At 67.8% G+C, this 22,748-nt stretch carries 20 protein-coding genes and 1 pseudogene; 8 read left to right on the top strand and 13 right to left on the bottom strand.

The genetic code is table 11. The features are described 5' to 3' along the window. Window positions 1–8: 8 nt before the first annotated feature. The 3 genes from OCQ_RS13065 to OCQ_RS13055 are packed head-to-tail and all read left to right on the top strand — an operon-like array spanning window position 9 to window position 4,397. Window positions 9–2,360 (top strand): CaiB/BaiF CoA transferase family protein, encoded by a 2,352-nt coding sequence (locus tag OCQ_RS13065; protein WP_014384817.1) that lies wholly within the window; start codon window positions 9–11, stop codon window positions 2,358–2,360. Further along, window positions 2,357–3,118 carry an SDR family NAD(P)-dependent oxidoreductase gene (locus tag OCQ_RS13060; RefSeq protein WP_014384816.1) on the top strand — a complete coding sequence of 254 codons (762 nt, stop codon included), beginning with the start codon at window positions 2,357–2,359 and terminating at the stop codon, window positions 3,116–3,118. The genes OCQ_RS13065 and OCQ_RS13060 overlap by 4 nt, the downstream gene beginning before the upstream one ends. 19 nt (window positions 3,119–3,137) lie before the next feature. Next, entirely contained in the window at window positions 3,138–4,397 is a 1,260-nt protein-coding gene (locus OCQ_RS13055; protein ID WP_014384815.1) for a hypothetical protein, read from the top strand. A 2-nt stretch (window positions 4,398–4,399) separates the two neighbouring features. On the opposite strand, the gene OCQ_RS13050 is transcribed toward OCQ_RS13055, so the two are convergent. From OCQ_RS13050 to OCQ_RS13020, 7 genes and pseudogenes are all read right to left on the bottom strand, one after another. Beyond that, window positions 4,400–5,764, bottom strand: coding sequence for an HNH endonuclease signature motif containing protein (locus OCQ_RS13050; protein WP_014384814.1), 1,365 nt, complete (start codon window positions 5,762–5,764; stop codon window positions 4,400–4,402). Between the two features lie 153 nt (window positions 5,765–5,917). Beyond that, a complete protein-coding gene (locus OCQ_RS13045) occupies window positions 5,918–7,036 on the bottom strand; it encodes a M24 family metallopeptidase (protein ID WP_041784984.1) in 1,119 nt (372 codons plus the stop codon). After that, the gene (locus OCQ_RS13040) at window positions 7,026–8,261 is read right to left on the bottom strand and encodes a M24 family metallopeptidase (protein ID WP_014384812.1); all 1,236 of its coding nucleotides are present in this window, start codon (window positions 8,259–8,261) and stop codon (window positions 7,026–7,028) included. The genes OCQ_RS13045 and OCQ_RS13040 overlap by 11 nt, the downstream gene beginning before the upstream one ends. Next, window positions 8,258–9,430 carry an amidohydrolase family protein gene (locus OCQ_RS13035; RefSeq protein ID WP_014711720.1) on the bottom strand — a complete coding sequence of 391 codons (1,173 nt, stop codon included), beginning with the start codon at window positions 9,428–9,430 and terminating at the stop codon, window positions 8,258–8,260. Before OCQ_RS13035 ends, OCQ_RS13040 begins: the two co-directional genes overlap by 4 nt. A 27-nt stretch (window positions 9,431–9,457) precedes the next feature. After that, window positions 9,458–10,416: pseudogene (locus tag OCQ_RS13030) on the bottom strand (SDR family oxidoreductase). Next, window positions 10,410–11,633, bottom strand: a complete 1,224-nt coding sequence (locus tag OCQ_RS13025; RefSeq protein ID WP_014380226.1) for a cytochrome P450 — start codon at window positions 11,631–11,633, stop codon at window positions 10,410–10,412. Before OCQ_RS13025 ends, OCQ_RS13030 begins: the two are co-directional and overlap by 7 nt. 20 nt (window positions 11,634–11,653) lie before the next feature. Further along, complete coding sequence (locus OCQ_RS13020; RefSeq protein ID WP_014382662.1) at window positions 11,654–12,352, bottom strand: TetR/AcrR family transcriptional regulator; 699 nt, start codon at window positions 12,350–12,352, stop codon at window positions 11,654–11,656. A 138-nt stretch (window positions 12,353–12,490) separates the two neighbouring features. Between OCQ_RS13020 and OCQ_RS13015 the strand changes: the two genes are divergently transcribed. Both OCQ_RS13015 and OCQ_RS13010 read left to right on the top strand, forming a co-directional pair. After that, entirely contained in the window at window positions 12,491–12,967 is a 477-nt protein-coding gene (locus OCQ_RS13015; protein ID WP_009952415.1) for a nitroreductase family deazaflavin-dependent oxidoreductase, read from the top strand. A 313-nt stretch (window positions 12,968–13,280) separates the two neighbouring features. Beyond that, a complete protein-coding gene (locus OCQ_RS13010) occupies window positions 13,281–14,405 on the top strand; it encodes a class I SAM-dependent methyltransferase (RefSeq protein ID WP_014384808.1) in 1,125 nt (374 codons plus the stop codon). Here OCQ_RS13010 and OCQ_RS13005 read toward each other — a convergent pair. The 3 genes from OCQ_RS13005 to OCQ_RS12995 all read right to left on the bottom strand — a co-directional run bounded on the left by OCQ_RS13005 (window position 14,402) and on the right by OCQ_RS12995 (window position 16,466). After that, window positions 14,402–14,860, bottom strand: a complete 459-nt coding sequence (locus OCQ_RS13005) for a DUF2231 domain-containing protein (RefSeq protein WP_014384807.1) — start codon at window positions 14,858–14,860, stop codon at window positions 14,402–14,404. The two genes, OCQ_RS13010 and OCQ_RS13005, sit on opposite strands and share 4 nt — an antisense overlap. A 41-nt stretch (window positions 14,861–14,901) precedes the next feature. Beyond that, window positions 14,902–15,537 carry a hypothetical protein gene (locus tag OCQ_RS13000; RefSeq protein WP_014382659.1) on the bottom strand — a complete coding sequence of 212 codons (636 nt, stop codon included), beginning with the start codon at window positions 15,535–15,537 and terminating at the stop codon, window positions 14,902–14,904. Between the two features lie 119 nt (window positions 15,538–15,656). Beyond that, the gene (locus tag OCQ_RS12995) at window positions 15,657–16,466 is read right to left on the bottom strand and encodes a SigB/SigF/SigG family RNA polymerase sigma factor (protein WP_036396576.1); all 810 of its coding nucleotides are present in this window, start codon (window positions 16,464–16,466) and stop codon (window positions 15,657–15,659) included. A 777-nt stretch (window positions 16,467–17,243) separates the two neighbouring features. Here OCQ_RS12995 and OCQ_RS12990 point away from each other — a divergent pair. Next, window positions 17,244–18,143, top strand: coding sequence for an SDR family NAD(P)-dependent oxidoreductase (locus OCQ_RS12990; protein WP_014384806.1), 900 nt, complete (start codon window positions 17,244–17,246; stop codon window positions 18,141–18,143). Window positions 18,144–18,181: 38 nt separating this feature from the next. Here OCQ_RS12990 and OCQ_RS12985 read toward each other — a convergent pair whose 3' ends face one another. Further along, complete coding sequence (locus OCQ_RS12985; protein ID WP_041784983.1) at window positions 18,182–18,643, bottom strand: hypothetical protein; 462 nt, start codon at window positions 18,641–18,643, stop codon at window positions 18,182–18,184. A 165-nt stretch (window positions 18,644–18,808) separates the two neighbouring features. Next, on the bottom strand, window positions 18,809–19,480 hold the full coding sequence (locus tag OCQ_RS12980; RefSeq protein ID WP_014380218.1) for a TetR/AcrR family transcriptional regulator: 672 nt from the start codon (window positions 19,478–19,480) through the stop codon (window positions 18,809–18,811). Between the two features lie 184 nt (window positions 19,481–19,664). Between OCQ_RS12980 and OCQ_RS12975 the strand changes: the two genes are divergently transcribed. Then, entirely contained in the window at window positions 19,665–21,428 is a 1,764-nt protein-coding gene (locus OCQ_RS12975; RefSeq protein WP_014384803.1) for an N-acyl-D-amino-acid deacylase family protein, read from the top strand. Window positions 21,429–21,471: 43 nt separating this feature from the next. On the opposite strand, the gene OCQ_RS12970 is transcribed toward OCQ_RS12975, so the two are convergent. Next, window positions 21,472–22,074: a TetR/AcrR family transcriptional regulator gene (locus OCQ_RS12970; protein WP_009952430.1), complete on the bottom strand. Its 603-nt coding sequence runs from the start codon at window positions 22,072–22,074 to the stop codon at window positions 21,472–21,474. Window positions 22,075–22,193: 119 nt separating this feature from the next. Here OCQ_RS12970 and OCQ_RS12965 point away from each other — a divergent pair, with 119 nt between their 5' ends. Next, on the top strand, window positions 22,194–22,739 hold the full coding sequence (locus OCQ_RS12965; protein WP_014384802.1) for an SAM-dependent methyltransferase: 546 nt from the start codon (window positions 22,194–22,196) through the stop codon (window positions 22,737–22,739). Window positions 22,740–22,748: the final 9 nt, after the last annotated feature.

The raw sequence follows: 22,748 nt of genomic DNA, 5'->3' as shown, positions 1-22,748 counted from the left end.
GGGCGCACATGTCGGCGCTGACGGCCTTCAGGGTCATCGAGCTGGCGGGATCGGTCGCGGGGGAGTATTGCGGAAAGTTGCTGGCCGACTTCGGTGCCGAGGTGATCAAGGTCGAGGCGCCCGGGCGCGGCAGCCCGACCCGGGCCATGGCGCCCCGCCTCGCTGAGGGCTGCGAGGGCAGCGCATTGTTCGCCTACCTCAACACGAACAAGCGCTCCGTGGTTCTCGATGCGACCTCGCGAGCCGGCGCCGAGAGCCTGGATCGGCTCATCGGCGGCGCCGACGCGGTCATCGACGACGGCGCCACCGATGGGGCGCAGCGGCACCCGGGCGTGGTGTTCTGCTCGATCACGCCGTTCGGTGAGAACGCCCCGGCCGAGTACGCGAATGCGAAGAGCATCAACGTGTTCCACGCCAGCGGCTGGGGCTACCACACCCCTAGCCATCCGGACCCGACCAGGCCGCCGCTGCGGGGGCCCGGCCGGTTCCTGGCCGACTACGAGGCGGGGCTGGAGGCGGCGCTGTGCGTCGCGGCGGCGTTGTTCGGGCGCCTGCACTCCGGCGGGGGCGAGGCCATCGACGTCTCGCAGCAGGCCGTGCTGGTCTCGCGTGCCGATTGCATTCTGGGGCGCCTGGTCACCGGCGAAGTCCCCGCCCTCGGCACCCGCGACGACTACGACCAGCAGGGCCCCGCGTCGTTCTTCGCCTGCGCCGACGGCTTCGTCTATCTGTACATGACCAGCCGCGCCCACTGGCTCGGCGTCAAACAGCTGATGGGGTGCCTGGATTGGCTCGACGACTTCGACGACGACTGGCTGGAGTTCTCCGTGATCCCGGACAAGGTCGCGGCGTTCCAGCGGGGATTCGCGGCGTGGGTCCGCGACCTGTCCAAGGAGACGGCGGCCGACGAGGCGCAGCGACTCGGTGTGCCCCTGGTGCCGGTCAACGAGGCCGCCGACCTGCACCGCGCGCCCCAGTACGTCCACCGCGGCTTCTTTTCCACTGTCAGCCACCCCGTGTTGGGTGACGCGGCGTACCCCACGGTGCCGTACCGGTTCGGTGCGACCCCGGCGGAAATCGTCTCTGCGGCACCCACTCTCGGTCAGCACACCGCGTCGGTCCTCGGTGGACTCGACGTCCCCCACGCTCCACCGGCGGCGAAGGCGGCGCAGCTCAAGCCGCCGAGGGCACCGCGCGGTGGCCCCCTGCAGGGGGTGCGCGTCGTCGAGCTCACCAAGGTGTGGGCCGGTCCGTATGCCGGCAAGCTGTTGGCGCTGTTGGGCGCCGAGGTGATCAAGGTCGAAACCGCGGCGCTGCCCGAGGAGATGCGCGCCTACGGCGGCACCGACATCAACCACGCCCCGTTCTTTCTCAGCATCAACCCCGAGATCCTCAGCGTGGACATCGACATCAAGTCCGCCGAGGGCATGGCGCAACTGCGGGAGCTGATCGCCCGCAGCGATATCGTCATCAACAACCTGCGGCCGGGCGCGATGGAGCGCCAGGGCCTCGGGTATCAGCAGCTCACCGAGATCAAACCCGACATCATCTCGGTGTCGATCAAAATGTGGGGCAACGACGGACCGCTAGGTCATCAGACCGGCTACGCGCCGTGCTTCGCCGCGCTCGCCGGGCTCGCACCGCTGGTCGGCTACCCCGGTGGACCGCCGCTCGGAACCAGCATGCGCTACGGGGATTCCACGGTCGGCGCGGCGGCCGCCTACGCCGCCGTGGTGGCGCTGCTGCACCGCGAGCTCAGCGGCGCAGGGCAATTCGTCGACGTGTCGGCCGTCGAAACCCTCTCGTCGATGATCGGGGACTGCCTGCTGGAACACAGCCTCACCGGGCGACGACGCGGGCCCGACGGCAACCACCACCCCGACCTGTGCCCGCACGGCTGCTACCCGTGCGCGGCGGGCTCGTGGGTCAGCGTGGCCGTCGCCGATGACACCGAATGGCAGCGGTTGTGCGGAGTGCTCGGTGCCGCCGCGCTGGCCGGCGACCCCCGCTACGCCACCCCAGACGACCGCCAGCGGCACGCCGAGGCCCTCGACGCCGATCTCGCCGCGCTGACCCGCCAGCTCGATGCCGAGGAACTCGCGCATCGGCTACGGGCGGCGGGAGTCCCGGCCACCAAGAGCGCCACCGCCATGGATGTGGTTGGCGATCAACAACTCTGGGACCGCGAGCTGTATCGTTTCGTTTCGGACCATCGCGAAGGCCAGCGGCCGGTGCTGGGACCGTCCTGGCGGATGGCGCGCAACCCCGCGCGGATCGCGCGCGGTGCGCCGGATCTGGGCGAGGACACCGACTACGTTCTACACGAGATACTGCGCACCCAACCGACGGGCGGATCATGACGACATTGGCGCACACCGCGGCCCTGGTGACGGGCGCCAGCAGTGGCATCGGAGCGGCGACGGCCAAAGCGCTGGCCGCCGAGGGAGCGGCGGTGGCTCTCCTCGCGCGCCGCGCCGACCGGCTGGCGGAGCTGAAAGGCGAGATCGAATCCGCCGGTGGCACAGCGCTCGTCGTCACGGCCGACGTCACGGACGCCGATCAGGTCGCGGCCGCCGTGGGGCGCACAATCGCGGAGTTCGGACGGCTCGACACCCTGGTGAACAACGCCGGCCTGATGCAATCGGCGCCCGCGACCGAAGCACCGCTGCAGGACTGGGACAACATGGTGGCCGTCAACGTGCAGGGCGTCCTCTACGCGACCCGCGCGGCGCTGCCACACCTGATCGACGCCGCCGCCGACTCGCCACGCGGCGTGGCGGACCTGGTGACCATCAGCTCCACCGCCGGGTGGGTGGCCCGGCCGAACACCGCCGTGTATTCGCTCACCAAGTTCGGGGTCAACGCGTTCAGCGAAGGCATCCGCCAAGAGGTGCTCGGCAAGCGGGTGCGCGTCGGCGTGGTGGGCCCGGGAACGGTGGATACCGAGATCTTCAGCCACCTGGCCGAATCCTCGCGGGAGGCCTTCGAAAAGCAGACGTCGGGCATGGTCATGCTGCGGCCGGAGGACATCGCCGACGCGGTCCTGTTCATGGTGACCCGCGATCGCCGGGTGGCGGTGAACCACATGCTGGTGCGCGCGGCCGAGCAGACCTGGTAGCGGTGTGAGTTCGCATTGGGTGGTCGGTGATCAGTACGGATTGCCGATCCCGGCGGACCCCGCGACCCTGCTCAGCGGTGGAGCTGCGTTCCTTACGAAGGCCTTTCGGGCTTCGGGCGTCCTCGCTGACAACAGCGTCCTTCGCATCAGCGACTACCGCGAGATCAGCGGCGGCAGCACCGGACGCAAGGTGGTGCTGTCGGTCGAATACGACCGTGCCGCGCCCGATCTGCACACCGAGCTGTTCGTGAAGTTCTCCCGCGATCTCGACAATCCGGTGCGCGACTGCGGAAAGACACAGATGGAGCCCGAGGTGCGCTTCGCCTCGCTGTCCCGCGCCCCGGAATTCCCGATCGCCGTACCCTGCCCGCAGTTCGCCGACTACCACCGCCCCACCGGCACCGGCCTGCTGGTCACCGAGCGAATCAAATTCGGCGGCAACGGAATCGAGCGCCAATACCACAAGTGCCTCGACTACGAGATGCCCGAGCCCCTAGGGCACTACCGAGCGCTGCTGACCGCGCTTGCGCGCCTCGCCGGCACGCATCGCTCCGGTCGGCTGCCCGCGGAATTGACCGCTCACTTTCCGTTGGACGTGCGGGCCGCGACGGTGGGCGAACGCGCGCCGCTGTCCGCGGAGAAGCTGGACCGGCGGGTGAGCCAGCTCGCCGAATTCGCGCAGACGCATCCTGGGCTGCTGCCGACCAATGCCTGCTCGCCCGAATTCCTGGCCCGCCTGCGCGACGACGCGCCGCGCGTGGCGCTCCACGAGCAGGCGATCGCACACCAATTGGCCGACGACTCCGACTATGTCGCGCTGTGCCACTGGAACGCCAACATCGACAACGCGTGGTTCTGGCGCGACACCGGCGGCACGTTGCACTGCGGCCTGATGGACTGGGGATGCGTCGGCCAGATGAACCTCGGCATGGCGCTGTGGGGAGCGATGTCCGGCGCCGAGACCGACATGTGGGACACCCATCTCGACGATCTGCTGCAACTGTTCGTCACGGAATACGAGCGCTGCGGCGGTCCGCAGCTCGAGGCTGGCCGGTTGCGTCGGCACATGCTGCTCTACGCGGCCGCCATGGGGGTCGCCTGGCTGCTGGACGTGCCGGCCTTGATCCGCAAGCGATTCGACACCGTGCCCGGCACCCGGAAGGATCCGCGCATCCGGGACGACGAAGGCGTGCGCGCGCCGCTGCAGATGCTCTCGAACCTGCTGAGCGCGTGGCAACGTCATCGCGTGGGGGACCTACTCGATGACGTGCTGCCTTAGCGTCAAACCGGGTCGTCATCTTCGTCGTAATTCAGGAATCGTTCGGGGTGATGGAAGGCGTTGGTGCGGGGTTGTCCGTGGTCGAGGTGGGCCGGTGGGAGCCATTCGGTGTCGCCGCGGGCGTTTTTGCGGGTGGTCCAACCCTTTTCGGCTAGCCGGTTATCCGGTCCGCAGGCCAGGGTGAGGTCGTCGATGTCGGTGCGATGCGTGGTGGTCCAGCCGCTCACGTGGTGGACCTGGCTGTGATACGCCGGCGCGTCACAGCCCGGTTTCGTGCAGCCCCGGTCCTTGGCGTACAACATGATTCGCTGAGCGGGAGAGGCCAGCCGCTTGGTGTGGTGTAACGACAGAGCCCTGCCGCGATCGAAGATCGCCAAATAGTGGTGGGCGTGGCTGGCCATGCGGATCAGATCCGACATCGGCACCAACGAGCCCCCGCCGGTGATACCTTTACCTGCCGCGGCTTCTAGCTCCTGCAGGCTGGTGGAGACCACGACCGACACGGGTAGCCCGTTGTGGCACCCCAACTCCCCGGAGGCCAGCAGGGCGCGCAGCCCGACGAGCAGACCGTCGTGATTGCGCTGGGCTGGGGTACGCAAGTCACGGCGCACTGCATCGTCATCGGGAACCTCATCGATGAACGGAACGTCGTCGTCAGGATTGCAGGCGCCGGGGGCGCCCAGCTTGGCCAGCACGGGTTCGAAGGTGGCGCGCGCCGCGGGGGTCAGATAGCCGCGGATGGGTGACATGCCGTCGTATTGCTGGGCGCCAATGGTGATGCCGCGCTTGCGGGCACGCTCGCCGTCTTTAAGTTTGCCGTCGGGGTTGATCCAGCCCATCAGCCGGTGGGCGTATTTCTGCAACTCATCGGGGCGAAAGCCGCGGGCCTGCTGCGCCAAATCTTGGTCGGCGTGCTCCTGGATGCACGGGTCGACCCCGGACGGCAGGTTGGCAAAGAAACCGCGGATGACCCGCACGTGTCCGTCGCCGATCAATCCTTGGCGTTGGGCGGCCGCTGTGGCGCTCAAGGTGGGGGCCAACACCTCCCCGGTCAACGCCTGACGTTCCCCGAGATCAGCGGCTTCGTCCACCCGGCGGCCGGCCTCGGACTTGGTGATGCGTAACCGATCGGCCAGCGCACAACGCAGGGTGCCACCGAGTTCTGTCGTGGTGGCCTGGGCGCGCAGCTGATTGATCAACTCATGCTGGGGGGCGCGCAGCCGGCGCGCAACGCGTTCGATGCGCTCGAGCGTGCGCAACCGTTCCGGGGTGGTGAACACCTCAAAGGACAACGCGCACAACCGGTCCAGGTCGGCATCGATCGCGTCGAAGACCTCGACGATCTCATCCCGACTGCTCGAACCCATGCCCCAAAGTGTAGGAACGGCCACCGACAGAAAACCCGGGATTGTGACCACTGAAACCACAGTGACACAAGGAATTTCGATATACGTTTTCGATATCCGTAATCGCGCCCTCGCCCGCGGGGCCGGGAAGGGCGCCCGCAATCGCAGGCTCGCCTAAGCCCAAGCGGGACTGCCGGTCAGCACATCGACGCCGTCCTCGGTGATGTGGACGGTGTCGCGGCGGAACACCGCGCCGACGCCCTGCCGCCACACGTAGCCGGTGATGGCCAACACCATGCCCGCCTCGAGTTGGTCGTGTTCTCCCGCGGCCAGCAGCGCAGCGGACACGACGGGCGGGTCGAAACCCAACCCCAGCCCGTGTGCGACCGGCATCGGCGGTATCGGCTCACCGACCGCCTCATAGGCGGCCAGCAGATCTCTGGTGGGCGCGCCGGGGCGACAGGCGGCAAGCATCTTGTCGTACAACGCGTTCGAGCGGGCGAAGAGCTCGCGCGCCTCGCCGCTGACAACATTGCCGGCCGGCCACGTGCGTCCCACCTCCGCGACGTAGCCGTCCGCGAGCGCACCGGCGGCGAACGCGACGAGATCGCCCGACCGGATCTCGTGCGCAGACGCGCGGCGCCACGGCTGTTCCCGCGACGTCACCCACGCGGCGTCCTGGGTGGCCGGCGTGCTCACCCCGCCGGCAGCCATCGCCTCCATCATCACCCCCGACAGGGTCCGCTCCGACGCGCCCGGCGCCAATTCGGCCAGGGCAGAGGCGAGCCCGCGTTCGGCGACACGAAGGGCCGCCCCCATCGCGGCGATTTCGTCGGGCGTCTTGATGCGCCGCGCCGCGCGCATCGCCGGCTCGGCGTCGACCAGTTCGGCGTTGGGGAACGCCTCGGGCAGCAGCGCCGCGAAAGTCGGTGTGATCGCGTCGGTTCCGACCCGCCTCGCCGACTCCGCGCCGTCGACCTTCTTCAGCACGTCGATGAGCGTCATCGGATTCCAGGCCAGCCCGTAGAGGTGATCGTGGTCGATCTCCTCCGGGACCCCCTCATCGTCGGTGCTGTTGAGGTAGATGTCTTGAGTGGCACGCACCAGCACACACATCGGACCGAACGGCCGTGTCCCGGCGATCCACAGCTGCGGCGCGCCGGTGACGTACCGAATGTTGGCCTGCCGCCCGAGCACCAGGATGTCCAGACCGTGCTCGTCCATCTGGGCCAGCGCCCGTTCCCGCCGCCCGGATCTCAACGCCCCGGGGTCGGGCAGAACTTCAGTCGCCATAGGGGGTGTAGGGGTAGTCGGTGATCGGCACGTAGCCGTCCTTGGTGATCACCACGATCTCCTCACTGCGATAGCCTCCCGTGCCGTCCTCCCACATGACCGGTTCCAGGACCAGCACCATGCCGGGCGGAAAGACGAAGTTGTCGTCGAATTCCTCGCCGAGATCCGTTCCGATCATCGGCGCCTCGGCGGGGTAGGTGCCGATGCCGTGGCCGAGATAGAAATGCGGCAGCCACGGCTTGCGGCCACCGTTGGCCGTGATCGCCGCGCGCGCCAAATCACCGGACGTCGCACCGGCTTTGGTCACCGCCAGCACGGCGTCCAGGACGGTACGCCACTGCCGGAACTGGTCCTGCTGCCGCGGCGTCGGCCGTTCGCCGACCACCCAGGTTCGGCCGAAGTCGGAGCAGTATCCGTGGTAGGTGATGCTGATGTCGGTCCACAACACATCGCCGGCCGCCAGTTCACGAGCGGTGGGCAGCAGCGGCAGCGCGAGATCCCCGTGCGTCGTCCACACGCCGGCCTCCCGGGACTTCGGCATCACCTGCCAGATCGCCTCCAGCATGTTGGTGGTCGCGCCCAGCTCGAATGCGCGACGGACGAAGGTGGCCGACAGGTCGATCTGGCGCACCCCCGGCACCAGCGCGCGCTGCACATCGACGATGGCCTGTTCGGTGATGCGGGCCGCCCTGCGCAAGCAGGACAATTCGTCGCGGGTCTTCACCAACTGCGCGGCGCCGACCACGATGGCTGCGTCCGTCGGCGGGCCGGCCGGGAAAAGCCTGGGCGCCGCCCGCCGCATCGCCCCGGTGAGTTCGTCGACGGCGACGCGGGCTCCCGGCGGGACGATCCCGGCCAGCCGCCGCGCGAAATCCTCGACGCCGTGGTCGAATTCGAGGTAGGCGGGGCCGTGCAGGTGGTCGTCGGGCACCGGCGCTTCGGCGGACGCTCCGCTGCGGAAGGGCATGAAGAGGTGCGGGTGCACGTCGTCGGCGAGCACGACCGCGACGGGGCGCTCCACGTGTGACAGCCCCGCATCCAGCAGCGGCCAGCTCGCCCCCGTGGCGTAGCCGACGTAGCCGTTCAGCAGCAGGATCAGCGCGTCGACGCCGTACTCGGCCATCGCCGCGCGCAGCCGCGCGCCGGTCTCCGCGCGCATGCGGGCCCAATCCGGCTCGTCGGGGATGTCGAGCACCGAGCCGACGGCGCTCGCCGAATTCGTCATGCGGAGATCCCCAGGAATTTCTTGATGTTCCCGCCGACAACGCGCACGGCATCCTCGGGACCGACGGCGTCGACCACGGCGGCCAGCGATCGCTCCGAATAGCCGAAAGTGCTTTCGTTGTGGGGATAGTCCGACGACCACATCACCTTGTCGATGCCGATCTCGTCGATCTGCCGCAGCCCCAGCCGATCGACCATGAACGAGGCGCACATGTGCGTGTCCCAGTAATCGCGGACGTCACGCTCGGGCTGGTGGGCGAGCATGTGCCGATACGAGGCCAGCACGTGCTCGGCGTCCTGCAGCGCCGTCGGCACCCAGGCGATCCCACCCTCGAACCAGCCGACCCGCAGCCCCGGATGCCGGTCGAGGATGCCGCCGAAGATGTACTTGGAGAACATCTCTCGGAACGAGTCGATGTTGACCATCATGGCCACCGCCACGCTGTTGACCTCGCTGGGGAACTTGGGCTGACTTTCGCCGATGTGGTGCGTGACGGGCAGGCCGGCCGCTTCGATCTCGTCCCACACCGCGCTCATCTCGGCGCTGGAGTAATCGATGGGCCGGCCGTCGCGGTCGTTGCCCGGACTGATCGGCATCAGAAACGTGGTGAGCCCCAGCGACTTCAGCTCGCTGAGCGTGCGGCAGGCGCCGGCTGGATCCCACCAGTTGATCAATCCGACGCCGTAACAGTGCCCGTTCGAGCGTTCCTGGACCTCGGCGATGTGCTCGTTGTAGACGCGGAAGATCCGCTCGCGGATGGCGTGGTCGGGATGGTGGAACAGCGCGAGCACCGCATTCGGGAACGCCAGCTCCTTGTCGACGCCGTCTTCGGCGAGCTCACGAACCCGGGCCTCGACGTTGTTGGTGGCCGCCCCGGCGAGGTCGTCGTACTGCATGAGCACCGCGCTGAAGTCGCCGACCACCATCGACTGTCCGGGCGGGCCGAGTAGATACGCGCCGTCCTCATACCAAATCCGCGGCGCCTGATCCTTGAGCTCGTCGGGGAAGCTCTCGTAGAAGATGTCGTCGGCCACCGAGATGTGATTGTCGGCGGAGAAGACCTCGGTGCCGGCCGGCAGGCCGGTGCTGAACTCCGCGGCGTGGCCGCGACGGTCCTTGGGCGCACCGATCACGCCCTCGGGGTAGAGGGTTGGGGCTGGGCTGGACATCATCGTCCCTTCCTCGGGAATCACTCATCATTGTGCGCCTGGGTCGGGGTACGTGACGCCACTGAGCTCTTCGGAAAGCTGCCACAGCTGTCGCATGTCGGCTTCGCTGCGCGCCAACCGGGGAACTCGAGCGAAAGTGACCCCACCCCTGACCGTTTCGTAGAAACCGCGCGGCCCGTAGTACTTACCGCCCTGCGCATCCGGCGACACCGCGGCGTAGAGGGTCGGCTTGATGCCTTCGTCGACGTCGAGCCACATGAACGGCATCACGCGCCAGGTCAGCTGCGTCAAACGCGCCTGCAACGTCGGCTTGGCGCGGCCGTACGAGGCGCCGCTGAGCAGGTTGGTCTTGGTCAAACCAGGGTGCGCGGCGTTGGACATCAACCCCCACCCGCCCCGGCGGCTGCGCCGATCCAATTCGACGGCGAACATCAGTTGCGCCAATTTGGCGACCCCGTACGAATGCATGGGCTTATAACCCTGTTGCGCATTGACGTCGCCGAAGTCGAGCTTGCCCTGGGTCGCGGCGAGGCTGCTGACCGTGACCACCCGCGCGGATCCCGCCGCCCTCAGCAACGAGAGCAGCCGACCGGTCAACGCAAAGTGCCCCAGATGATTTGTCCCGAACTGCAATCGAAACCGTCGCGGGTCTGCTGCCGCTGTGGCGGCGTCATGATGCCGGCGTTGTTGATCAGGACGTCGATCGGGCGGCCCTCGGCGCTGAGCTGTTCACCCAGCGCCGCCACGCTTTCCAGCGACGACAGGTCGAGTTGCCCGATGGTGAGCTTGGCCTGCGGTGCGTCCCGGCGGATGTCGGCGACCGCCCGTTCGCCCTTGACCCGGTCGCGGACGGCCATCACCACGTCGGCACCCGCGGCGGCCAGCCGCTTCGCCAGGCCGAAGCCCAAACCGCTGTTGGCCCCGGTCACGACGGCGAACCTGCCCCGCAGATCGGGAACACTCAGCGCGAGATCGGGTTTCACCATGTCACGGGCAGCTCGTAGAGGCCGTAGGCCAACGCGTCGTGCTTGAACGGAAGCTCATCCAGCGGGACGGCGAGCCGCAGCGTGGGGACGCGGCGCAGCAGCGTGGGCAGAACGATCTGCAATTCCATGCGGGCCAGCTGCTGGCCCACGCACTGGTGACGACCGTAGCCGAACCCGACGTGCGGCCCGTCTTCGCGGAGCAGGTCGAGGCGGTCCGGGTTGGGGAACTGGCGCTCATCCCAATTCGCCGGGGCGACGTCGAGGATGATGCCATCGCCGGCGCGGATCGTCTCGCCGCCGATCTCGATGTCCTCGACGGCGATTCGCCGCTGTCCGGTCTGGATGATGCTCAGGTAGCGCATCAGCTCCTCGACCGCGGTGGCGATGACCTTCGGGTCATCGGTGTCGCGCAGCAGCGCCCGCTGATCGGGGTGCTCGAGCAACGCGGCGATGCTCAGGCTGATCATGTTCGCGGTGGTCTCATGGCCCGCGATGAGCACACCGGTGGCCAACTGCGCGGCCTCGCGCACGCTGATCTCGTCGGCGTTGACCCGCTCGGCGAGGTCGGACACCAAATCCTCTGAGGGGCTTTGCATTTTCGTCCGAACCAGGTTGGCCAGATACTTGGCCAGCGAGGCGGCGCCCTGGGCGGTGTCCTCCTCGGTCGCGTAACGGCCCATGCCGCGCTGGGCCTGGGTCTGGAAGAACTCCGCATCCTCGTACGGCACACCCAGCAGTTCGCTGATGACCAGCGAGGGCACCGGCAGCGAGAGGGTGCTGACGACGTCGCCCGGCTTCGGCCCGGCCAGCAGGGCGTCGATGTGGTCGTCGGTGATCTTCTGCACCGCCGGCCGCAGCGCTTCAACCCGCTTGAAGGTGAACGGTTTCGACAGCATCCGGCGAAACCGGGTGTGCTCCTCGGCGTCGGAGGTGAACACCGAACGCGGGCGCTTGTGCACCGTGGCCAGCATGCCCTCGTTCCAGTGCGGATAACCGGGCAGGCGGTCATCGACACTGGTGCGGGAGTCGGTGAACAGCGCGCGGATCGCGTCGTAGCCGTGGATGAGCCACGGCGTGCTGCCGTCCCAGATCCGCACCCTGCTCAGCTGCTTGCCGGCGTTGAGCTCCAATACCTTCGGAGGCGGCGCGAACGGACACCCCGGCGCCCGCGTCATCGGAAACTCCGGGATATCGGTGGCGGTGGATCCTTCGGTCATCGTGCTCCTCGGTGTTCGGCCTACGCGGTTGTCGGTGATGTCGGGCCGCCGGCCGCGGCCACGTGGACGGGCGCGCGCCACAGGCCGACGATCGCGTCGATCAGCCCTTCGGCGGCGACCGGCCAGGCTGAACGGGATCGCGGCCCGTGCTCGGCCAGCGCGCCTTCGTGCTCGGCGCAGGTGTGCATCAGCAGATTGCGCACCATCACCATTCGCTCGGCACGCACGCGCTTGGGTAGCTCGGGGAGACAGCGGTCGATGCCGTCGAGCGTCTGCACCAGTAACGGCGATGCCAGGGCGTCCTTGGTGACCACGTGGCGGTACGTGGGATCGGCCATCGCCTGGGCCGCGAACCGCGCATACCAGGTCGGGGTCCCCAGGGCGGACAGGTGATCGGTCAGCGGGCGCACCAGTGCGCCCACCCAGTCCCGCAGCTCGGCGGAGTCGCCGACCGCGGCCAGCATGTGCGCGCGCAGCTCCTCGATCGGCTCGCGGTGCTTGGCTTCGATCGCGCGCAGCAGGTCGACCCGGGTCCCGAAGTGGTAGCACGCCGCGGCGTTGTTGCCCTGCCCCGCCGCCTCGCTGATCTGCCGGTTCGACACGGCATACATTCCGCGTTCGGCGAACAACACCTCGGCGGCCGACAAGAGCGCCTCTCGGGTTCCCGTCGACCTTTCGGAACGAGCGATCCGCTCGGCGGTCATCGCCTCAGTGAACACCGGCCGCCTTGTTAAATCAAGCAATTTATTTAGTTGCGGGACCGTGGAATCGGGCGCAGCGACCCGAAACCCGGGGTGGTCGGGGATAGTTCACCGAGCTGATGCCCGGCCGCGGCGTGCCGCGATTACAGTCACCGCATGAATCCGCTGCGGCGGTTGGCTCACAACCCGACCGTCTACCGGTTGCTCCTGCGCAGCGGACCGCCGATCGTCGAACGCTTCGAGTCGCTGCTTCGGTTCATGACGAGCGGGCGCATCGGCGTCCTGGACCTCGTCGGGCTGCCCAACGTGCGAATCACGACCTCGGGCCGCAAGACGGGTCTGGCCCGTGGCGCGACGGTGCAGTATGTCCCCTTTCGCGGGGGGCTCTTGCTGGTCGGATCGAACTGGGGGCGCGACCGTCACCCGTCGTGGTCGGCGAATCTCAAAGCGGCACAACGCGTCACCGTGCGCCGGCGTGGCCAACGGTTCGTGGCGAGGGTGCAGCTGCTCACCGGCGCGGAGCGCGACGAGGCGTGGGGCGCGGTGCTGGACCATTGGCCGAACTATCGGGTGGCCCAAGGTCTTGCCGGCCGGCGCCAATTCCGGCTGTTTCTTCTGGCGCCGCTTACCTGAGCTGGCCGGAGACCCTAGTTAATCGCCGACATTTTTAGCCGGCAGCGGTCACGAGGGCCGGCGGGAGAGGGCATCGGACGGTCCGTCGAATGCCAATTCGATGCGCCGCCGCCGGCGAATTTCGCTCCGTCAAAACCGTTAGCCGATTCCGAAAGCGGACCTCGGTGTGCGGTCGCCTCGCGCCGGATCCCGCGCGGCCGCTTATTGCTTAAACGCCCTGCTAGCAACGCGCGGCGCGGGCACCGCAACGTCGGCTCTTGACGAAATTGGCCGCGGGATGTCTAATCCGGACGAGAAATCGGGAGGCTGACCGGTGGTCGCAATCGACACGCGAACCGTGGATCGGACGGGGCTTCACCGCATATGGAAAGCGATTCTTATCGGCATCGCATGCATTGTGTTTGCGGCGTGCTACTTCAGGCCCGTTCTGCTCATCGGGGTCGCCCTGATTCTTCTGTCGTTTGTGTGCGCGCGCGGGGTCTATAAGGGCCGGGATCGGTATATCCCCAATTTGTATGCGCGGGACATCGAAGTTTATGACGATGCCTATCGTTCGTTTATCGGTCGCACGCTCGCCGAACTGCGTCAGTGCAAGATCGGGGGCCACACGCTGTTGTGGGAGGCCTCGCGCCTGGCGCCGCCAAGCGCCGATCACCCCGACGAATTGCTACTCGACCTGGGCGTCTGGGCCGGCTGGTCGACGCGGCTCATCTCTGACGCGTCAGGCCGCACGGTGTACGGATTCGACACCTTCTCGGGCCTCGTCGAGGACTGGCCGATCGACGACCACACCGTCATCAAGCGCGGCGCCTTCTCCCTGGCGGACCCGGTGGCCAGACGTTTCCTCCGGGACACCGGAGTCAGCTTGCACGACGGGGTGCCCGACGCGCTCGGCCGCAAGGTGGAGTTCATCAGGGGAAGCACCTACGAGACGCTGGCCCCGTTTCTGGCCGAGCGACCGGGCGCTGCCATCCGGCTTTTTCACATGGATCTGGATACGTATGAGAGTTGCCTGCACGCGCTGGAAACCTGCAAGGACCGCTTCGTCGAGGGATCGATCCTTGTCTTTGACGAATACCTGGTCACCAACGGCGAAATGCTGGCGTTTTACGAATTCCAGAGCAAGTACGAGTTGCAATGGCACTACCGCGCTTGGGGCCTCGAAGCGTGGGAGATGAACCTCGAGATGGTGACCGCGCGCCCGAAACGCGCTGTCTACTACCTCATCACGATGGCCCTGCATTGGACGATCGGCGGCGGCAGCTACGCGTGGACGATTTTCCGCAAAAGGTTTTGGCGATTTTGGCTGGGCGCGCCGATCGCCGACATGCTTTTCATGCTGGGCGCTGCCGGGCAACGCAAGTCGGTCAGCCTGGAAATCACCGGGCTGGGCAAACTCGATCGACGCCGCCCCGCAGACCACAACGAGTTCGTCTAGCCGCCCCAGACGGCGTGGGCGCCGGCGTCGCCCACGCGGTAAATCTGCAGGGTCGACGCGATGCCGGTCGCGAGCACCACGATCGCGACGACGGCGTGGAGTACCACGCGGCGCCGATCGGATCGGCGTTCCACGATTCGGAGCGCGACGAGCAGTACGGCGACCACCAGCAGCGCGGCCGAGAAGTAGGTCATGACGCCGCCCCGCGCGGCGTGTTCGCGCAGGATCGGGCTGGGGTTGGCCTGGCGGTCGTAGAGCCACGCTCCGGCGTCGATGGTGATGGGCGTCAACACCAACGTGACCGCCGCGAGGATCAGCGTGAGCCACATCAGTTGCCCGCGCCGGGCGGCCGGCCACAATCCGCACACGATCTCCAGCGCGGCGGTCAGCGGAACGAGCACCAACACGAAATGCAGCAACAGGGCGTGAGCCGGCATCCCGTTGATGACGTTCATGGCGTCCCCTCGGCCACGGTCCGCTCGGGTCTGCGCGGCGCCTAGCCGCCGAGGCCCTTCTTGATGGCCGCGTCTTGCTTCTGGCCGACATCGCTGACGAAATCTGGCGGGGCCAGCGTGTCGGTCGGGCCGTCGAACTGCAGCGTGGCAAGCGCCCGCCCCTCGGTGAAGAGCAGGATCACCACACCCTTACTGCGGTCGGGTGCGTTTCCCATCAGCATCGTTCCGCCGGTCCCGACGTTCGACGGTTGCGTGGTCGGATCTTTGACGACGCCGCCCTGCTGGCCCTTGGCCGCGTTCAACGCGTTCGTCGCCGCCTCGGGATCGTCGTAGACGGCGATGGTGACCTTGATGGCATGGCTGCCGTCGTCGTCCTTGAAGGTCGTTTCGACGCCCGGCTTCCCGTTGGGATTGCTGGTCGGGGGAGCGGCGGTGAAGGGAACCGGCGCGCTGATGTCGCTGGCCTGGATGAGCAGCCTGGCGTAATCGTTGGGCTGTGCGGGTCCTGCCGACGACGGCGGCGCCGAGCTGGCGCCGCTGGGGGCCGAGGTTGCCGAGGTGGGGGATCCGGTCTTCGACGTCGATGGTTGCGACTTGTTGTTGCCGCAGCCGGCCACCGACACCGCCAGTGCCGTCGTCGCCGCGACACCCGCGATCAGCGCTCGTGAAATCCTCATCGCATCGAGCTCCCTTCCAGGTCTTCCCGGCGACAACGTCGGGCCCGTCCTTCGAATCGCACAGTACATTGCTCCGCGGCGGGGGACGCTGCGGAGCAATGTACTGGGTGCCGGACGGGCTACTCGAGTTGGTCGCGCAGGCAGCGCAGCGTGTTTGCCAGGATGCGCGAGACCTGCATCTGCGACACCCCGATCCGCTCCGCGATCTGGCTTTGCGTCATCGATTCGAAGAACCGCATACGCAAGACGTCGCGTTCGCGTGGCGGCAGGGTGGCAACGAGGGCCCGCAGCGCCTCGCGGTTGGTGATGTGCTCGATCTGCGGATCGATGTCGCCCACCGAGTCGGCCACCGAGCGCGGCGTTCCGGAACTATCGGCGCCCAGCGGTGCGTCGAGGGAATCGAGCCGGTAGGCATCGCCGGCGACGAGGCATTCGACGATCTCCTCCCGCGGAACCTCGAGCATCTGCGACAGTTCGCCCGCGTTGGGCGCGCGCCCGAGCTGCTGGGCGAGATCGGCGGTCGCCCTGCTGATCTGCACGTGCAGTTCGCGCAACCGCCGCGGGACACGCATCCCCCAGCTGTAGTCGCGGAAATAACGCCGGACCTCGCCCATCATGGTGGGGACGGCGAAACCGATGAAGCTGGGGCCCTTCGCAGGGTCGAACCGGTTGACGGCGTTCATCAGGCCCAGGCGCGCGACCTGAATCAAGTCCTCGAGACCCTCGCCCCGGCGGGCGAAGTGGCTGGCCACGTGGTCGGCCAGCGGCAGGCAGCGGGCGACGATGTATTCGCGCTGGCGGGCGTACTCGTGCGACTCGGCCGGCATGCGATGCAGCGCCACGAACATGTCGACTACGTCGTCGTATGAATCGTCGGATTGTCTGGCGGGCGCCGGAGCGGGACGGGTTGGGGCAATCGTGTGGGTCATCGTGCCGCGCACCTTGTGTTCACTCGATGAATCGTGTAAACACCTGCGCGAGAACAAGTTTGCATTGCTGACTCACTTTCCTGAGTCTATGCAGAAAGACATCGCGGGAATCCCGCACGGTCGCCTCCACTGCATCCTGATCCGCGGGACTTGTCGATTACCCACCGCACACGCGCTACCAACGGGGAATGACTCTCGGGGTGTGTGATCGCCGGAGTCAGTACCAAGCTCAGTAGCCATTGGGGCTAACTGGCCGCTTTGAGCTAAACGGCGACATGTCCAGAAGCGGACTTCATTGGAGACTATACGCCCCCGCGCATCGCACGGCGACCCGTTCCGGTGGGGCTTCGCGCCATCACTTAACTGTTTCCTCGTGCACTCGTCAACGGTCAGCAATCCCCGGATCCGGGGCGGCCGGACGGGACCTGACGTGCCCGCATGGCGCCGAGCTGCGGTGTCGCGAACTTTCCCCGACCGACGATCTAGGGGGCGGCATTCGTCGGCAAACGGAATCGGCGGCCAATCCGATGCCCTTCGCCGCCGATTGCGCTCCGCCTTGGGTCAGTTGCGGGGGGTGCTTGAAGCGCCACCGCTCAGCCGTGTTTGGAGAGCGTCGGGCCGGGGCGCCCACAAGATGATCGGGGTCGATGCTCGCTTCGGTATCGTTCGCCTAATGTTTATCATCCAATCGAGCGGCACGCCTCGCACCGATAACGAGAGCCTTTCGCGCGCAATGCTTTACGCCGAGCTCGGGACGTCTTTCTCCCGGAGCCGTCGGTGACTGGATCCGGCGCGCACGCCCTGCTGGAAGGGCGCGGGGTGGCGGTGTCCGGTGGCAGTCGCGGCATCGGGCGTGCGGTCGCCGAACTGCTGGGCGGCCTGGGCGCCGGTGTGGTGGTCAACGGGCGTGACCGGCACGCGGTGGAGGAGACGGTCGCCGCGATCAGCGCGGCGGGCGGGCGGGCCACCGCGGTGGTGGGCGCCGCGAACGACGAGCGGGTGGCCCAAACGCTCATCGACGAATGCGTCAGCGTGTTCGGGCGACTGGACACGCTGATCAATTGCGCCGGAATCGCCGAGCCGCCGGGCTCCTCTATCCTGAACATCTCGGGGGCCGAGTTCGAGCGGCTGATCGGCGCGCACCTGGGCACGGCGTTTCACACGTGCCGGGCCGCCGCCCCGGTCATGGCCGCGCAGGGGCACGGCGCCATCATCAACACCAGTTCGGTGGCCTTTCTGGGCGACTATGGCGGGACCGGCTACCCCGCGGGTAAAGGCGCCGTCAACTCCCTGACGATGGCCATCGCCGCCGAACTGAAGCCCCACGGCGTGCGGGCCAACGTGGTGTGTCCCGGCGCCCGCACACGGCTGTCCACGGGGCTCGAATACGAAAGACATATCGAAGATCTGCACCGCCGCGGGCTGCTCGACGAGATGACCATGCGGGCCTCGCTCGACAGCGCCCCGCCCGAGTTCGTCGCCCCGCTCTACGCCTATCTCGCCAGCGACTTGGCGCGTGAGGTGACGGGCCAGATCCTCGTCGCCGCAGGCGGTTTCGTCGGCAGCTTCGACCGCCAGACGCCGCGCGTGCTCGGTTATCGCGATCACCATGAGTCCGGACCGTGGTCGGTGGCAGAGGTGCACACGATGGTCGGCGCCGCGACGAAGGCGCGATGAGCGGCGGCACCGAGCGACGAAAAGCCGCCGCCTGCCGCCTAATCCGGCCGGCCGCGTCGTTTACGGACGAACGCACTCGCGGCATGCAGCACCCCGCGGAACGCGTAGGCGGCGGCGACCGACGACAGGACGATCAACAGAATGAACATGGGCAGCCAGCTGCTTCTGGCATGGCTCACGTTCCACCAGACGATCGTGAACAACACCGCGCAGAGCAGCAGCACCACGTCTCGCCAGTTGCCCTGGTAGGACAGTGCGGCCCGGCGCAACGCGCGGCTGCGGTCGGCGGCCTCGACCATGTCGTCGATGCGGGCGTCGATGGTCCGCTGCAGATCGGCACGCCGGTCGGTGGCGTCCGGGGGTAATCGGTCCAGCAGGTCCATGTCCTGTTTGATCATTCCTCGATAGTCGGGACCCTTGAACTGCCCGGCCGCGACCGCGAGCATCACGCCGCCGAACACAGGCGCGCTATCGAGTGCGATTTGTCCCAAGCCCACCATTGCGGCTCCTTGATCGGGTTGTCGTCGACGTCGACTCGTCGAGGATCGCCGAACTCCACGACCAGATCAACCGGCCGGCCGGCCGGACATATCGATGGAAACGTATGGTCACCGACCGCCGGTGCCCCGGCGGGTCCGGTACGCGGCCGACTTCGACCGTCCCGGTCAGGACGCCTTCGACGAGCGCCGGCGCGTTCGCGGCGGCTCGGCGGTGCCCAGCGCATCCATCGTGCGGACCAGCTGCGGGTAGGCGATCGCCGGCCCGATCCAGCGGGTGAGATAGCGCCGCAGATCGGCGCCGCTGCGGGGCGGCCTGCCCGGGTCGGCGAGAAAGGAATGCAGGACCCGCAGCGAGAACTCGTTCAGCTCGTCCAGGCCCGCCTCGTCGAAACCGTAATGCTCCCAATCGATGTCGTAGCGATGCAGCATCGACCGACCGAATGCCAACGCGGTATCGGAGATGATCGAGACCTTCTGGCCACCGCGATGGCGCTGGTTGAGGACGAATTCGACCTGATTGTCCGAGGCCAGCTCCTCGATGGCGAAAGCCATTCCCTCGGTGATGGCCACGACGGGGTCGGTGACGCCGTCGAGGTGCGCCGCCATGCGATCGAGGAAGCCGTCGGCCGAACGCATCGCGGACGCCACCAACAGCGCCTGGGTTCCGGGGAAGTATCGGTAGACGGTCTGGCGGGTGACGCCCAGCGCCCGGGCGACATCGGCGATCCGCAGCGCTGAACCGCGTTCGTCGATGATCTTGTCGGCGGCGTCGAGGATGCGCTCGATCGCCTCCGCGTCGGAAGCCGGCGTATTTCCTGCCCAACCGTGGCTGCGCATGATTTACCGAACGGCAAACCGGTAGGCGGTGATCCCCACAGCTGGATCATAGCGTCCGCCGCCGCACTGTCGTTGCTGGCTAATCGGCGCGTGGCGCGCCGATAACGAGGCCAGACACTATGCCCGGTATGTATGATCACTGCGGATCCAGCAGGCAGGGCGCCTGGCAGAGGGAGGCCGACCGATGCAGTACGACACCGTGATCACCAACGGGCGCTGGTTCGACGGGACTGGAGGACCCTCGGCGGTGCGGGACATCGGTGTGCGTGACGGCCGCGTCGTTGCCATCGCCAAGGGGCTCGACACGGCCGGCGCCGACGTCATCGACGCGACGGGCCAGTGGGTGATCCCTGGCATCATCGACATCCACACTCACTATGACATCGAAATCCTTTGTGCGCCAGAGCTTTCCGAATCGCTGCGGCACGGCGTGACGACCGTGATGCTGGGATCGTGTTCGCTGTCCACCGTTTACCTGGACAGCGTCGATGCCGGTGACATCTTCGGCCGGGTCGAAGCGATTCCCCGGCGCTATGTCATCGAGCACCTCGACGCGGCGCGCTCGTGGACCAATCCCACCGAATACGTGGCCGAACTCGAACGCCTCAACCTCGGTCCGAACCTCGCGGCCTTCATCGGGCACTCGGATCTGCGCGCCGCGACGATGGGCCTGGATCGGGCGACGCGCAAGGACGTGCGGCCGTCCGCCGCGGAACTCGCCCGCATGGAATCGATGCTGAACGACGCGCTCGATGAGGGGTTCGTCGGGATGTCTTCGCAGCAACTGCTGTTCGACAAGCTCGACGGCGAGGTCTGCAGATCGCGCACGCTGCCGTCGACGTACGCGTCCCCGCGCGAGCTGCGCCGCCTGAACGCGATCCTGCGGCGGCGCGACAAGATCCTGCAGTCCGGCCCCGACATCAAGAACCCGCTGTCGGTGGTCTCGCAGCTGCTGACGTCGCTCGGGATCCGCCGGCGCCGCCTGAAGACCAGCCTGTTGTCGGCGGCCGACATCAAGGCCATCCCGTTCGTCATTCACGTCATGGACCGCCTCGCCCGCGTCGTCAACGCCCTCGGCGGCGACTTCCGCTGGCAGCATCTGCCGGTGCCGTTCGAGGTCTACGCCGACGGGATTTCGTTGGTGGTGTTCGAGGAGTTCGGCTCCGGCGCCGCGGCGCTGCACCTGCAGACCGAGATCGAACGCAATCAGCTCATGCGTGACGAGGAGTATCGGCGCAGGTTCCGCAAGGACTACGACAGCAAATACGGGCCCCGGGTCTGGCACCGCGACTTCTTCGATGCCGAAATCGTGGCCTGCCCAGACGAGTCCGTCATCGGCAAATCATTCGGGCAGGTCGGCGTGGAGCGTGGCGGCGTGCACCCGGTCGACGCCTTCCTCGACTTGGTCGTCGAACACGGCGAAAAGCTGCGCTGGCGCACCACGATCTCCAACCACCGACCCGAAGTCCTCAAGAAGATGGCCCAGAGCCCGACCATCCAGATGGGGTTCTCCGACGCGGGCGCGCATCTGCGCAACATGGCGTTCTACAACTCCGGACTGCGGCTGCTGCGGCACGCGCGCGACGCCGAAAAGTCCGGCAGGCCGTTCATCTCGATGGAGCGCGCCGTGCACCGGCTGACCGGCGAGCTCGGGGAGTGGTACGGCATCGACGCCGGGACGCTGCGCGAGGGTGACCGCGCCGACATCGTCGTCATCGACCCCGACAAGCTCGACGAGTCCCTCGACCGCTACGCCGAGCATCCGGTCGAGTCCTACGGCGGGCTGTCGCGGATGGTCAACCGCAACGACGAGACGGTCACGGCCGTGCTGGTGTCCGGGAAACTCGCGTTCGCCGCCGGCAAGGCCACGCCGGCGCTGGGCAAGGAACGATTCGGTCGGTTCCTGCGGGCGGGGAGCCCCTCCCGAAACCTCGCCGCCACCGGGTAGGTAGGCGGCGCGCCGAGCGAATACGCCTGGGCCGCAGGGGTCTTCACGCCACCGAGGCGCCCAGGATGAGGTTGACGGCCTCGTCGAGTTGGCCGGCGATCTCGGCGAAACTGATGAACCGGGCCGTCATCAGCGCACCGGAGAAGGTCATCTGCAGCGTGGACTTCACCGCACGCGGCCAACCCGGCCCCAACGCGGCGCCGATGCGCCTGGACACCTCCTCGCCGATCTGTTCGCGCAGCGGCGTGACCGCCGGATCGTCGGCCATCAGGGCCGCGCCGCACGCGGCGGTCAGCTCCGGCTCGTCGGCGACCACCACCGCCATATCCCGCAGGGTCGCGCTGACCCGGGTCTTGGTCGTCTCGTTGACGTCGGTGTGCAGCGGCAGGTCGCGCAGGAAGCGCAGGTACACCGCCGCGACCAGCGCGCTTTTCGACGGGAAGTAGGTGTAGGCGCTGGCCGGGGACACCCCGGCACGAGTCGCCACGGCGCGCATCGTCAGGTTCGCGTACGACGTTTCCCGCAGCTCCTCGAGCCCGGCATCGAGGACTTTGCGAATCGTCTGGCCCGGCCGGCGATCCGACCTGCGGGCGGCCCCGGCGGCGGCTTTAGCGGCAACGGCCTGGAACGACGCCTCGTTGGACACCCGTCCAGTCTAGGAAGGCGCCGCGCCACCAACAACTTCCGTTCATCGCGGTCGTCTCCACCGCGCGATGCCGCTAGCAGACAACTGTCCAGAAGACGCCGGGTCCTAGAGTGTCGCGTATGGGCGAATCGGACCGGCAACGCTGGGACGAACGGTACGCCGCGAAGGCGCCGCCGTCGCTGGATTCGGTTGGGCCGCCCGGTGTTTTCGCGGGCCACGCGCGGGAGTTTCCCACCGCCGGCACGGCGCTCGACCTGGCCTGCGGGCAGGGAACCGGGTCGGCCTGGCTGGCGTTGCGGGGCCTGCACGTGCTGGGGCTGGACATCTCCGCGGTGGCGGTCGCCCACGCGCGGGAGTTGGCCCGGCGTGCCGCGGTGGCCGACCGCTGTCGCTTCGACGTCGTCGATCTCGACAACGGTCTGCCGGCGGGCGCGCCCGCCGATGTCATCCTCTGCTGCAAGTTCCGGGACCGCCGTCTCGACCGTGCGATCATCGAACGCCTGGCGCCCGGCGGGCTGCTGGCGATCGCCGCGCTCAGCGAGGTGGGGGCGTCCGCGGGGCCGTTTCGCGCGGCGCCCGGCGAGCTCACCGCCGCGTTCGCCGAACTGACCCCGATCGCCGCCGGCGAGGGAGCGGGCCAGGCCTGGCTGCTGGCGCGCCGCTGACCCGTTCCG

This window comes from Mycobacterium paraintracellulare, assembly GCF_000276825.1.
Classification (GTDB): domain Bacteria; phylum Actinomycetota; class Actinomycetes; order Mycobacteriales; family Mycobacteriaceae; genus Mycobacterium; species Mycobacterium intracellulare.
Note: the sequence above shows the minus strand (reverse complement) of the source record. Positions and strands in the feature narration are given on the sequence as shown.